The organism is Shigella sp. FC1567 (genome assembly GCF_001743015.1).
GTDB lineage: Bacteria > Pseudomonadota > Gammaproteobacteria > Enterobacterales > Enterobacteriaceae > Escherichia > Escherichia coli.
This window is the reverse complement of the sequence record NZ_MIIV01000144.1, coordinates 21,617-35,193: the sequence shown is the minus strand read 5'-3', so window position 1 is coordinate 35,193 and position 13,577 is coordinate 21,617. Positions and strand designations below refer to the sequence as shown.

Genomic DNA, 13,577 nt, shown 5'->3' with positions numbered 1-13,577 from the left:
AACGCGATGGCGGAGAGCATCAATGGTCTTTACAAAGCGGAGGTAATACACCGTAAGAGCTGGAAAAACCGTGCAGAAGTGGAACTGGCCACACTCACGTGGGTGGACTGGTATAATAATCGACGATTGCTGGAAAGGCTGGGCCACATCCCTCCGGCAGAAGCAGAAAAAGCTTATTATGCTTCCATCGGAAACGATGATCTGGCAGCCTGAGTTCACAGATAAAACACTCTCCAGGAAACCCGGGGCGGTTCATAGTGGCGCGTTTGCGTGGCTTGTGTCGCCAGATCGCGCCATCGGTCAATAGTCAGACGTTCAGCGAATTGCGCGCCACCCAGACCTTCTACAAAACGACCTCGCATAATTCGCCCGGAGTCTTCCATACTTCGACAAAGCGTTTGCATCGATGGAAACCCGCCAGGGATATTTTCGGCTATCACCGCCTGACGACTGATGATGCCGTAGCGGTCGAGCATATTTTCCGCCAGCGCCAGCATCCTTTCGGTATCGTTTAGTGGCTCCACCTGCAATAACGACCAGCGTCCAGCCAGATTTGGTGTGTTGTAAGATACCAGCGGCGAGATGGGTTGCGCATAGACAGGACGTCCACGACGAGCCCGGTGACTGCGGCGAGTTGAGGTGCGTGCGTTGGAACTGCTGCGGGTGAGGGCGCGTAACGGTGCCCAAATGTCGCTGGTGATGACGCCTTGCCAGACCAGCGCCCATAACGCCTCTTGCAGGGCAGAGAGATCAACCGATTCGCCGATTTTGTCGCGTATCCGTTGGCTGATTTGTTGTGCAAACCAGGCTCCTCCGTCAGCCAGAACAGCGACTATCGCTTGTTGCAGCGCCGAACGATTCGCCTGATCCGCTTCGGCGGGAGTGAACGATTCTGCAGCATATTCCTGTAGATGCAGTGCCACCAGGCCGTCATCTTCACCCAGTTTTTTTTGCCCCGACCAGATAACCGCACCGGTTGCCAGTAATTCATCGAGCATTTCTGACGAATAGTCGCGTACGCGGGCAGGCAGGATCTGGCTTTCCCAGAGTGAGGCGGGTAAACCGACTCCGGCAAGCTGTTCGATCACCCGCATCACGCCATCTACGCCCTCATAAACGCCTGGCGATGTTGAGGCAAAGAGCGCCGGGCTACCATCGGTGGCGGGTAATACGCCCTGACGTTCCAGCAGCAATCGCGCATAGGTCGTGGCTGCAACGGGACGCGTCGCTTCTCTGGCGGCTTGCAGCGAGCGCAAACGCAGACGACGAAATACTTCATCGCTCACCCAGATGTCTTGTTGCAGATTCATCACCAGACCCTGTTCACGCAGTTGCTGAAGCTGCTCTTCGACAATGGCAATACCGAGACTAAACTCATGAGCCAGTTGTTCAGCCGTGACCAGAGCATGAGCCCGGAGATAGCGCAGAAAGAGGTCGCGAAGCGGGTAACTGACTCTATGTAAATAAATCTCTGGCAATGACTCTGGTAGTCGTACGCCGAGGGCATCACGCAGCCTGGCGGCATCATCCATACAGGCAAGACGCTCCTGTCCGCTAATCATCGCTGGGAAGATTCGTTTTACTGCAAGAAGATTTTCCAGATACGACGCAACCTCTTCACTGCTGCCTGTATGCCGTTGCGCCAGGTCTTCAACGGTCATTGGCCCCAGTTCGCGCAGCAGGTCGAACAATCCTTCTTCACCTTTCGCTCTTCTGCCAGGAGCCAGTCGTTGCAACTCTTCTTCCACCTGGCGAATGACCTGCGGGTCGAGTAATTCCCCCGGATCGACCTGTCCGAGTAGATTGCGCAGTAACTCGCTGTCCAGCGACAGTACGGATGCCCGGCGCTCTGCCAGCGGGGCGTCGCTCTGGTACATAAATTCCGCGACATAGCCGAACAATAAACTTGTGGCGAAAGGCGAGGGCGTAGTGGTCGTTACATCGGATATTTGAATTTCGCCACCGTTCAGGCGACGCATCAAACGTTCCAGTGCGGGAAGATCATAAACATCTTGCAGACATTCGCGTAGGATTTCGAGAATGACCGGAAAATCTGGATATCCCTGAGCGATTTCCAGCAACTGACTGGCGCGCAGCCGTTGTTGCCAAAGCGGGGTGCGATGGCCCGGAGTGCGCCCCGGCATTAATAATGCCCGCGCGGCGCATTCGCGAAAACGGGCGGCGAAAAGTGCCGAGCTGCCTACCGCCTCGCGGACAATTTGCAGCAACTTTTCTGGTTCAAACAAAAAAATCGCGGCGTCGGGCAATTTACCATCAGTGTCAGGAATGCGCGCAACAATGCCGTCATCACTGGCGACCACAGACGCGTCAGCGCCCCATAGGGCATGTATTCGCCCGGCAATCGCCAGCGCCCAGGGTTCATGCACCCGTCTTCCATAGGGAGAGTGCAAAATAATACGCCAGTCGCCAATTTCATCACGCACCGTTCGAGGACCAGATGGCGACTCCCCGGAACGATGCCCGTCGCGTTGCGTTGCTCGTCAATCAACCCCTGAATATTGGCGTTCGTATTTTCTTCTGCCAGCCACGGGGGAATAGTCCCGGAAAAGAACGCGCCATCCGCCAGTAAATGAAGAAAATCGCCGATCATCTCGCCTAATTCAGCCGGACGTCCGTTACCTTCACCACGCCAGAAGGGGAGCCGGGCAGAACGACCCGGAGCAGGAGTCACAATCACCTGATCGCGGGTGATTTGCTGGATCCGCCATGAGGTAGCGCCGAGAGTGATAATGTCGTTCACCCGCGACTCATATACCATCTCCTCATCCAGTTCACCCACCCGCCGCGAACCGGCCTTTTCTTCACCTTCGGGTAATAACACGCTATACATGCCACGATCCGGAATGGTGCCGCCGCTGGTAACCGCCAACAATTGAGCGCCAGGTCGGACGGTCAATATCCCGGTCTCCCTGTTCCAGACCAGTTTGGGGCGAAAAGCAGAAAAATCGCCAGAGGGATAGCGCCCGGAAAGCATATCCAGCGTGGCGTCAAAAACACGTCTTGGCAGATCTTTCCACGGTGCGGCACGGCGTACGCGGGAGTACCATTCGTCTACCTGTAATGCCTCCATCGCCGCGGCGGCAACGGTTTGCTGCGCAAGGACGTCGAGTGGATTATGCGGCGGTGTCAGGTTTTCCAGCCTGCCTGCGAACATACACTCTACAATGACTGCGGAATCGACTAAGTCACGCCGGGTACGAGGGAAAAACAGCCCTTTAGATACACCGCCAACCTGATGTCCGGCGCGACCAATGCGTTGTAACCCACTGGCAACAGAAAGCGGCGTTGCCACCTGAATCACCAGATCCACTGCGCCCATATCAATCCCCAGTTCGAGACTGGAGGTTGCGACCACGCAGCGTAACTCACCCGATTTCAGCGCCTGCTCGGTGATTGCTCGTTGTTCTTTAGAGACGGAGCCGTGGTGTGAGCGGGCAATAAAAACGTCGCTACTTTGTACACGGTTAGAGGTTGCGCCGGAGGTCGACTCGAAATGGGCCGCATCAACGGCGATAGACGGGGAACGCTGTAAGCGTGCGGCGTAAAGCTCATTTAATCGTGCCGTCAGTTTTTCCGCCAGCCCACGTGAATTAGTAAAGACAATGGTCGAGCGATGGCGCAACACTTCATCAAGGATACCCGTTTCAATATATGGCCAGATGGAGCCTTCCCGGCCGGCATGGCTGTCTTCGCCGGTGCTGCTGGCGACCGATGAGACATCATCCATATTGGCGACCGGTACGACAATTCGTATCTGCGGATGGCGCATTGCGGGCGGGTTGACTACCGTAACCGGGCGATCGCCACCAAGAAAGGCTGCCACATCGCTGGCTGAGCGCACAGTGGCAGAAAGGCCAATTCGCTGTGCTGAGGTGTGGAGCAGCGCATCGAGCCGCTCCAGACTTAACGCCAGATGCGCACCACGTTTACTGCCCGCTACCGCGTGGACTTCATCAATAATTACCGTTTCGCCGCGCCGCCGCCGTTCATCGGCAATACCCTTCAACGGGAGCTGCAAGTTGCGCTGAACGTCGGTGCCCAGAGCTTTTATCGGTGAAATATAGAGGATGCGTGAGGTTTTACGCTTATGCGCCTCGCGGGTATCTTCGCCGCCTTCGCGGAAGAGCCGATCGAGGGCGTAGAGAAATGCTGCCAGCGTTTTCCCGGAGCCGGTCGGTGCAATCACCAGCGCATGTTCGCTTCGCGCCGCCACATGCCAGGTTTGCGACTGGACAGCGGTCGGCTGTTTAAAGGCGCGAAGAAACCAGTCGCGGGTCGCCGGTGAAAACACGTCCGGCAGGAGCGATGAAGGGTCTGGATTATCTGCCATTAACGCTATTCCCCGTGAATATCATGCAGGATGCGTGGAATAGCCTCACTATAGATGCCTGAATCATTGCATGTCATCAGGCATCGACTCGATTACACCTCTTCGGCGGCAGGTAGCGGCCAGCCTCCCAGACGTTTCCAGCGGTTGACGATTTCACAAAACAGCACAGCAGTGCGTTCGGTGTCGTACAGCGCGGAGTGCGCCTGGGTGCTGTCGAAGTCCATGCCAGCGGTCTGGCAAGCCTTTGACAATACGGTTTGTCCGAGTGCCAGCCCGGCCAGTGCAGCAGTGTCAAAAGTGGCGAAAGGGTGGAACGGGTTACGTTTCAGTGAGGCGCGTTCTGCGGCGGCTATCATAAAGCTGTGATCAAAATTGGCATTGTGCGCCACCATAATGGCGCGGTTACAGCCGCTCGCTTTAATACCTTTACGTACAACTTTAAAAATTTCGTGCAGCGCCTCGTATTCGCTGACCGCGCCACGATCGGGATCGTTCGGGTCAATGCCGTTGAAGGCGAGGGCTTCTGGTTGCAAATTTGCGCCGACAAATGGTTCGACGTGGAAATGTAATGTGGTGTCCGGCATCAGCCAGCCTTGTTCATCCATTTTCAGGGTGATGGCGGCAATCTCAAGCAGCGCATCGGTTTTGGCGTTAAATCCGGCTGTTTCAACATCGATCACAACAGGATAAAAACCACGAAAACGGTCGCACAGACCGGTAAGTTGAGCGTTATCGGACATCTGATTCTCTTAATACGGATAAATTGCAGCGCGCATTATGACAAATATTACTTGTCGATGCAGTAAAGATGCGGGCGCGATGAGTTCACGCCCGGCAGGAGATTAGTTGCCCAGACCGCGACCGGCGTCTTTCTCTTCGATTAACTCAATTTTGTAACCGTCCGGATCTTCCATAAACGCGATAACCGTAGTACCGCCTTTTACCGGACCCGCTTCACGGGTCACGTTACCCCCGTTTTGACGGATTTTTTCGCACGCTTCAGCGGCGTTATCTACGCTAAGCGCGATGTGACCATAAGCAGTGCCGAGTTCGTATTTATCCACGCCCCAGTTGTAGGTCAGTTCAATCACCGCTTCTTCGGTTTCCGGGCCGTAGCCAACAAACGCCAGTGAGTATTTGTATTCCGGGTTTTCGCTGGTACGCAGCAGTTTCATGCCCAGCACTTTGGTATAAAAATCGATGGAGCGTTGCAAATCGCCAACGCGCAGCATGGTATGAAGAAGACGCATCTTTTTATCCTCAAAATGGCTAACAGATTCAAAATGTTGTTTTAGTATAGCGGCGGCTTTACGCCGCTCGCAATGTTGGATTACAACGTCGGGTAATCGGTATAGCCTTCCGCGCCGCCACCGTAGAAACTTTCGGCACGCTGTGGGTTAAGCTCAGCTTTGCGCTGCAAGCGGGCGACCAGATCCGGGTTCGCAATCCAGTCACGACCAAATGCCACCGCATCAATTAACCCTTTGCCGATCAGCGTTTCAGCTTTTTCTACTGTGTATGCACCTGCGCCGATAATCGGACCGTGGAAACGGGCGCGTACTTTTTCGCGGAACGCATCAGTATACGGTTCACCCCCCGCCCAATCTGGTTCTGACATATGCAGATAAGCAATGCCGCGTTTACCCAGTTGTTCAATCAGATACAGTGCATCGGCTTCTTCATTCGGGCCGTTATCCGTGTTCTGGAAAGTACCGATTGGCGAAATGCGAATGCCAATGCGATCGGCACCCCATTCTTCAATCCCGGCATCGACCACTTCCAGTACCAGACGTGCGCGATTTTCCACGCTGCCGCCGTACTGATCGGTACGATGGTTTGAAGAAGGAGAAAGGAACTGATGCAGCAAATAACCGTGAGCAGAGAGGAGCTCTACCAGATCAAAACCGGCTTCACGCGCGTTAGCAATGGCCTGACGGAAATCATTGACGATACCTGGAATCTCTTCTAGTTCAAGCGCACGCGGCATGGATGTTTCAACACGGATCGCCTGACCATTTTCATCGCGCAGAGAAGTACGTGTTCCCGCGCTAAGTGCTGAAGGCGCTACCGGTGCCTGACCGCCAGGTTGCAGGCTGGCGTGAGAAATGCGTCCGGTGTGCCACAGCTACACGGCCATATGACCATTTTCAGCATGAACGCCAGCGGTGATTTTTTTCCATGCGGCAATTTGCTCCGGACTATGGATGCCAGGCGCACCTGCATATCCTTTTACCTGGGCAGAAATTTGCGTGGCTTCACTAATAATCAAACCGGCACTGGCACGTTGGCGATAGTATTCCGCCATCAACGGGGTAGGAATGTCACCCGGTTCAATACTGCGCAGACGCGTCAGCGGTGCCATAAAAATACGGTTTGCCGCCGTGATCGCGCCCACTTTCAGTGGGGAATACAGTTTTTCAGATGACATAAAGGCTCCCGGTCGTCTGGTGATAAAAAATGCCTGCTAAACGGCAGGCGTCGCAATAATGTTTTTTACATGGGCCAGCGCGTTTTCCAGTGGCTCGAAACTGCGCGAAATTTTGGCCTGCAGATTCGCACCCAGCCATAGTGCGTAAAGCACTTGTGCCTGTTGTAGCGGTTCGCCACAAAAGGTTAAACAATGGTTCTCACGGCCATTTTCCAGCGCCTGAGAGAGCAGGGCGATCACGCCGCGAGCACCTTTATCCATCGCGCTGCGCATATCTTCTGACAGATCGCACACTTCGGCAGAGAGTTTTACTGTCAGGCAACCACTGATGGTTCCATGTTGGCAAAACTGGTTCAGTGTTTGCTGGTAATAAGCCAGTATGCGGTCGCGGTAGTTACCTTCGCCGGATTGCAGCAACTCAGTCAGTCGCTGGTGATATGCGGTGTAATGACGCTCAAGCATGGCAACGCCAAACGCTTCTTTAGAGCGAAAGTAGTGATAGAAGGACCCTTTCGGCACTTCAGCGGTTTTTAGTAATTCGCTTAGCCCCATCCCGGTGAATCCACGTTGCAGGCAAAGTTGCTCGCCCGTCGCCAGGAGATGTTCGCGAGTATCATGTTCGGTGTGTTTGTTCATGCGTTGGAGTGTAGTAGACCAGTCGGTCTAGTGCAAGCAAAGTTGCTACTTTGGACATTAACAGCTTCAATAATGGTAATAATCTTATCTGAGGAGGGCGAAGTGGCGGAGCAATTAGAGTTCTTTCCCGTCCAGAGCCCGTGCCGGGGAATTTGCCAGTCTGACGAACGCGGGTTTTGTCGCGGCTGTTTTCGTAGTCGGGATGAGCGTTTTAACTGGAATAAAATGAGCGATGGCGAAAAACAAGAGGTGCTGCGCCTTTGTCGGCAGCGATTAATGCGCAAATTACGCGCAAATAAGCCAGCGTCATCAGACGAACCGGAGCAACCATCACTCTTTTGAACCTAATCTTGCGTATACTCCTCTCATATCTGATAAGAGGAAGCGATTATGGTTCAGCGTATTACTATTGCGCCGCAAGGCCCGGAGTTTTCCCGTTTTGTGATGGGCTACTGGCGATTGATGGACTGGAATATGTCCGCCCGCCAGCTGGTCAGTTTTATTGAAGAGCATCTGGATCTCGGCGTGACCACCGTGGACCATGCTGATATTTATGGTGGCTATCAGTGCGAAGCGGCGTTTGGCGAGGCACTGAAACTGGCACCTCACCTGCGTGAACGGATGGAAATCGTCAGTAAATGCGGTATCGCGACGACCGCGCGTGAAGAAAACGTCATTGGTCATTACATCACTGACCGCGATCACATCATTAAGAGCGCCGAACAGTCGCTAATTAATCTCGCGACCGATCATCTGGATCTGCTGTTAATCCACCGACCAGACCCGTTAATGGATGCCGATGAAGTGGCGGACGCGTTCAAACATCTGCATCAGAGCGGCAAAGTGCGTCATTTTGGCGTATCGAACTTTACGCCTGCGCAATTTGCCCTGTTGCAATCACGTCTGCCGTTTACCCTTGCCACTAATCAGGTGGAAATATCCCCGGTGCATCAGCCGTTACTGCTGGATGGCACGCTCGACCAACTACAACAACTGCGTGTTCGTCCGATGGCGTGGTCCTGCCTTGGTGGTGGTCGTCTGTTTAATGATGATTATTTCCAGCTGCTGCGTGATGAACTGGCTGTGGTGGCAGAGGAGTTAAACGCGGGCTCGATTGAACAGGTGGTTTACGCCTGGGTATTACGTTTACCATCGCAGCCGCTGCCAATTATCGGTTCAGGTAAAATTGAGCGCGTACGGGCAGCTGTCGAAGCAGAAACACTGAAAATGACCCGTCAACAATGGTTTCGTATTCGTAAAGCGGCACTGGGGTACGACGTACCGTAAGCACTTTTAGGAATAGCCGCCGTTCAAAAATGTGTCACTGGTTTACACTTATTCAGGAATGCACAATGAACGGAGGTCCTATGAAACGTTTTAGTCTGGCTATTCTGGCGCTGGTTGTTGCAACCGGCGCACAAGCTGCCAGTGAAAAAGTCGAGATGAACCTCGTCACGTCGCAAGGGGTAGGGCAGTCAATTGGTAGCGTCACCATTACTGAAACCGATAAAGGTCTGGAGTTTTCGCCCGATCTGAAAGCATTACCCCCCGGTGAACATGGCTTCCATATTCATGCCAAAGGAAGCTGCCAGCCAGCCACCAAAGATGGCAAAGCCAGCGCCGCGGAATCCGCAGGCGGGCATCTTGATCCACAAAATACCGGTAAACATGAAGGGCCAGAAGGTGCCGGGCATTTAGGCGATCTGCCTGCACTGGTCGTCAATAATGACGGCAAAGCTACCGATGCCGTCATCACGCCTCGTCTGAAATCACTGGATGAAATCAAAGACAAAGCGCTGATGGTCCACGTTGGCGGCGATAATATGTCCGATCAACCTAAACCGCTGGGCGGTGGCGGTGAACGCTATGCCTGTGGTGTAATTAAGTAATTAAGAGGCCTGCGTACCTTGCGGTGGTGCTTGCTCAAGTTGCGAAAGCGAGCAGTACAGCCGCCAGACAATTGCCGCCAGCTCACGGGCGGCAGGTTGATGATGACGGGCAAGGCTGTCGCAAATCCGCTGTAATTCTTCAAGTGTGGCCGCCAGTGATTTTTGCTGAACGCCACGCTCACTCATCACTCCCCGCAACAGTGAAATACAGTTATCCCGTACTCGCGATAACGGATCGGAACGCGATTCCCAGTCGCGCAATTGCCAGACAACATGAGAACAGTTCAGCAGCACTACACTCCAGCGTAATAACCAACGGCGAGCCAGCGCATCCTGGCTGTTACTCAACTGACTGACGTGATGATAAGTGAGCGATTCAAATTCGCTTTCACTCAGTGTTGGATGGCGGCTTAGCTGATCGACAAAATCCCGGCGCAGCGCGCGAATATGGCGGCGGCTTTTACGAGCATCCGATCCTGGACGCAGAATGGCGAACGCTAGCCAAGCCAGCGCAACGCCAACGATTTTTGCCAGATTATCGTTAAGAAAGTCAGCAAAATCATACACCGGGGGATTAGTGACAGCGATAAACGAACCCATAAAAACAATCAGTTGCCCCCACAGTGCGGCAAATTTGGGCATCTGCAATTTAAGAAGCTGCATTGTCGCCAGCAGTGGAAAGAGAAACAGTAAAAATTGCCACAGATCGCTAATCTGGACCATCAGGCCAAATTTGACCACAAAGCTGAATAGCGAAAGTAACACCAGCGTGCGCATCAGCAGTGACAACGACTTAAACGGTGCTGCGACGGCGGAGTAGACAGCTAATTGCTGCCAGCGTTAATGCATTGGCACCGGCATCCTATTGCGATGCAATACTCCATGCGCCAATCATCATCAACGTACAAAATGTACGCAGCCCGCTCCACATAACTTCGGCGTTGTCGGTATGACGAGCCAGAGCGGATGTCCGTGCGAGTCTGGCATGATCATCTACACCGCTTTGCAGACGATGTAATTCCTGACTACTTTGCAGATAAAGGCGGCAAAAATAACGTAGTCGCTGCCAGAAGGCGACGTGCCGGTAGTCGGCGACGTTGGTCGGGCGTAGCGGGGCGATAATACGTGCGACGGTGTAAGCATCTGTTTGCGAACTGGCGAGCGCCGTCAGCAATTGTTCGAGAATTTCTCGCGTGGCACCTGGCGGTGAGGGCCAGTTGAGCAACATACGTCGCAGGCTGGAGATGACACTGGTCATACGTAATTGCTGGTGGAGTAGCGCATTAAGGCGCGCGTTTTGCTGGCGAAAACGATAGTGGCTCCAGAAAGCCTGGATACGCAGCAAATTCATGGTCAGTATCTGCCCAATCCCCCCCTCATGTGCTGCACGAATGGCATCGTTTGTTTCAGGCTGCCAGAGTAAACTGGCATGTTCCAGTAATCGGGCGTGCATGTTTTTCAATGCGGTTAAAAGGGCTGTAGCATCGGAACTGCTAGGCAGGATCATCATCATCATGCCGCCGCACAAAATACCGACTATCACCTCGCAAACGCGCGCCTGAGCGATATCCTACAGCTGGCTGGCCTCAGTAATATTAACCATCGGAAAGGCGATGATGGCAGCCGTGTAGCCGCCAGTTGAAATGCATACGCGACGTTATTCGTGAAGTGCGCACAGGCCCAGGTACAAAAGCCAAGCCACGCCGACATGCTCAATAGAAAAAACCACGGCTCATTGAGCGTATGCCCGGCAAGAAGCAGTGCCGCAATGGCTCCCAGTAAACTGCCAGCGATGCGTCCGAGGCTTTTGCTGATGACACCGCCAACGGTGGGAAAGCTAACCACTGCAGCCGAGGTCATCGCCCAATAGGGTTCATCCAGATTCAAATAATAGGCAACCGTCAGCGCCAGACACATGGCAATGGTATTGCGTAACGCATAACGCCATTGCGCCAGCGTGGCCTTGAACCAGGGCAAATTGCGCAAGGACCATGACGATGCGTTCATTATTGACCTACGGCAATGCTACAGGTGGTGCCCGACACCAGCGTGACATCGCCTGGAACTTTATCCAGCGCAAAGCGGACGGGAACGCGTTGGGCGAGACGAACCCAGGGGACGTTAGGTTTCACATCCGGAATAAGGCTTGAGTCACTTTCAACGCTTTGATCATAAATCGCCCGACCGATACTGGAAACGTGACCCCGTAACGTTTTGTTATCACTATAGAGGGTAATTTGTGCTGGTGCACCTTCGCGGATATGGCGCAACTTGGTTTCTTCAAAATAACCAATGACGTAAAACGAGTGGCTGTCGACAAGGGCAAACAGCGGTTTCCCGGTGTCAGCGTAATCGCCGATGCGGGTAGTGAGGTTAGTCACCCAACCACTCACCGGGGCGCGAATTTCCGTTTGCGCCAGTTGCCATTGTGTCTGTTTCAGCGTGGCCTGTGCGGCATTAACACTGGCCTGCATCGCTTTAACATTGAGGTTAGCGGTATCGAGTTCTTCGGCAGAAATAAAATTTTGTGAGAGATGACGACGACGATTCGCTTCGTTATTGGCTTTTGCGAGGTCAGATTGCGCTTTCGCCAGCTGAGCCTGTGCGTTCAGCTCGGCGATCTGAAAGGGCGTTTTATCGATCGTGAGCAGAAGATCCCCCGCGTTAACCAGTTGGTTGTCTTTTATATTCAGCTCAACAATACGTCCCGACACCTGTGGGGTGATAGAAACCTTTTCTGCGCGTATTTTCCCGTCGCGTGTCCACGGAGATTGCATGTAATAATTCCACAGCCACCATCCGGCAAGAACCGCAACTATCGCTACAATGATTATTGAGAAATACTTAATTGTTTTAATTGACATAGTTACCACGCAATCAGTATTGCCAGAGCAAGGCAAACGCAAATCGCAAACAGCGATAAATCCATTTACAAGGGATGCCAGATGTCACCGGCGTAGATCCAGCCACGAAGCAGGCGGTGTACGACAAGCCAGATGACGAATCCAAACGCGAAGGCTTTGAAAAACGGAGGAAAATAGACGGACGCACCGAACACCAGATCTTGTAAGGGCAATCCTGTTGCATTGAGCATAAACTTCACAAAGTAGATTCCTTTACGACCGAATATATTGCGTTAGATTAATAAATATTCTTTAAGTGCGAAAAATTTACGCGCAATTTCTGAAAAATATGTCTGACGGTAACCAAATGCAGCAATACATTTGTTTTAGCAATAAAATTGCTGCACACTATTCTAAAAGCCGCATAATATCTTAGCAAGCTAATTATAAGGAGATGAAATTGGAATCGCCACTAGGTTCTGATCTGGCACGGTTGGTGCGCATATGGCGTGCTCTGATAGACCATCGCCTGAAACCGCTGGAGTTAACACAAACCCATTGGGTTACGTTACACAATATCCATCAGTTACCTCCAGACCAGTCGCAAATTCAACTGGCAAAAGCGATTGGCATCGAGCAGCCATCACTGGTCCGTACTCTGGACCAACTGGAAGAAAAAGGGTTAATTTCGCGTCAAACTTGTGCCAGCGATCGTCGGGCTAAACGTATTAAACTGACGGAAAAGGCAGAGCCACTGATCAGCGAAATGGAAGCTGTTATTAACAAAACCCGCGCGGAAATATTACATGGCATCTCCGCAGAGGAACTGGAGCAACTGATTACGCTCATCGCAAAACTTGAGCATAATATCATTGAGTTACAGGCCAAAGGGTGAAATGAAGGGGGCGTGTGGTCAGTAACCTGACCACACGCAAACTTATTTAGCGCGGAGAAACGGTCACCTGACTGCCATTGCTGGCCAGTACGACACGTTGGCCCGGAGAGAAACGAGTGTTGCCTTGTTTCTGTACCACCATGATGGTATTACCATCGTCTTTACGAATTTCCAGCTCGACACCCTGCGTTTTGTTCATTGCACTCTGTACGCCCTGACCAGCTACGCCACCTGCAACAGCGCCTGCTGCAGTAGCCAGAGAACGCCCGGTTCCGCCACCAACAGTATTCCCCAGGAAACCACCAAGAACAGCACCGCCAATTGCACCGATAACGTTGGAATCATCACCGCCCTGAATCTGTACCGGACGTACGTTAACGATGGTGCCATAGCTGACATTCTGTACTTGTTTCGCTTCAGAAGCGGTATAAACATCCCCTGACAGGGTGTCGTTATTAACACAACCGACAAGAGACAGACCTACCATTGAAACAACCAATACGCGTTTAATCATTGAAAAATCTCCTGTTCACCA

At 52.8% G+C, this 13,577-nt stretch carries 10 protein-coding genes and 4 pseudogenes; 5 read left to right on the top strand and 9 right to left on the bottom strand.

Annotated features, from left to right (window positions below):
• A partial coding sequence (locus BHE85_RS10565) for an integrase core domain-containing protein (protein ID WP_146628058.1) occupies nucleotides 1–213 on the top strand: 213 nt, incomplete at its 5' end.
• A gap of 23 nt (nucleotides 214–236) precedes the next feature.
• On the opposite strand, the pseudogene BHE85_RS10560 reads toward BHE85_RS10565, so the two are convergent.
• The 5 genes and pseudogenes from BHE85_RS10560 to nemR form a co-directional block, all read right to left on the bottom strand.
• A pseudogene (locus BHE85_RS10560) lies at nucleotides 237–4,351 on the bottom strand (ATP-dependent helicase); the annotation flags it as partial.
• 92 nt (nucleotides 4,352–4,443) lie between these two features.
• Complete coding sequence (gene rnt, locus BHE85_RS10555; RefSeq protein WP_001282279.1) at nucleotides 4,444–5,091, bottom strand: ribonuclease T; 648 nt, start codon at nucleotides 5,089–5,091, stop codon at nucleotides 4,444–4,446.
• A 102-nt stretch (nucleotides 5,092–5,193) separates the two neighbouring features.
• Nucleotides 5,194–5,601 (bottom strand): lactoylglutathione lyase, encoded by a 408-nt coding sequence (gene gloA, locus BHE85_RS10550; protein WP_001237795.1) that lies wholly within the window; start codon nucleotides 5,599–5,601, stop codon nucleotides 5,194–5,196.
• A gap of 80 nt (nucleotides 5,602–5,681) precedes the next feature.
• Nucleotides 5,682–6,779 (bottom strand): annotated as a pseudogene (gene nemA, locus BHE85_RS10545) (N-ethylmaleimide reductase).
• A gap of 36 nt (nucleotides 6,780–6,815) precedes the next feature.
• Nucleotides 6,816–7,415 (bottom strand): DNA-binding transcriptional regulator NemR, encoded by a 600-nt coding sequence (gene nemR / locus BHE85_RS10540; protein ID WP_001032951.1) that lies wholly within the window; start codon nucleotides 7,413–7,415, stop codon nucleotides 6,816–6,818.
• Nucleotides 7,416–7,517: 102 nt separating this feature from the next.
• On the opposite strand from nemR, the gene BHE85_RS10535 reads away from it, so the two are divergent.
• From BHE85_RS10535 to sodC, 3 genes are all read left to right on the top strand, one after another.
• On the top strand, nucleotides 7,518–7,757 hold the full coding sequence (locus tag BHE85_RS10535) for a DUF1289 domain-containing protein (protein WP_000840481.1): 240 nt from the start codon (nucleotides 7,518–7,520) through the stop codon (nucleotides 7,755–7,757).
• 48 nt (nucleotides 7,758–7,805) lie between these two features.
• A complete protein-coding gene (locus tag BHE85_RS10530; RefSeq protein WP_039064123.1) occupies nucleotides 7,806–8,702 on the top strand; it encodes an aldo/keto reductase in 897 nt (298 codons plus the stop codon).
• A gap of 80 nt (nucleotides 8,703–8,782) precedes the next feature.
• A complete protein-coding gene (sodC, locus tag BHE85_RS10525) occupies nucleotides 8,783–9,304 on the top strand; it encodes a superoxide dismutase [Cu-Zn] SodC (protein WP_004983569.1) in 522 nt (173 codons plus the stop codon).
• Here sodC and BHE85_RS27390 read toward each other — a convergent pair.
• The 3 genes and pseudogenes from BHE85_RS27390 to BHE85_RS10505 all read right to left on the bottom strand — a co-directional run bounded on the left by BHE85_RS27390 (nucleotide 9,305) and on the right by BHE85_RS10505 (nucleotide 12,407).
• Nucleotides 9,305–11,311 (bottom strand): annotated as a pseudogene (locus tag BHE85_RS27390) (FUSC family protein).
• The gene (locus BHE85_RS10510; RefSeq protein WP_005055619.1) at nucleotides 11,311–12,168 is read right to left on the bottom strand and encodes an efflux RND transporter periplasmic adaptor subunit; all 858 of its coding nucleotides are present in this window, start codon (nucleotides 12,166–12,168) and stop codon (nucleotides 11,311–11,313) included. Before BHE85_RS10510 ends, BHE85_RS27390 begins: the two are co-directional and overlap by 1 nt.
• 2 nt (nucleotides 12,169–12,170) lie before the next feature.
• Nucleotides 12,171–12,407: pseudogene (locus BHE85_RS10505) on the bottom strand (DUF1656 domain-containing protein).
• Between the two features lie 200 nt (nucleotides 12,408–12,607).
• On the opposite strand from BHE85_RS10505, the gene slyA reads away from it, so the two are divergent.
• Entirely contained in the window at nucleotides 12,608–13,042 is a 435-nt protein-coding gene (slyA, locus tag BHE85_RS10500; protein ID WP_001296943.1) for a transcriptional regulator SlyA, read from the top strand.
• A gap of 46 nt (nucleotides 13,043–13,088) precedes the next feature.
• Here the strand turns inward: slyA and slyB are convergent, their stop codons facing one another.
• A complete protein-coding gene (gene slyB / locus BHE85_RS10495) occupies nucleotides 13,089–13,556 on the bottom strand; it encodes an outer membrane lipoprotein SlyB (RefSeq protein WP_000597196.1) in 468 nt (155 codons plus the stop codon).
• Between the last annotated feature and the right edge of the window lie 21 nt (nucleotides 13,557–13,577).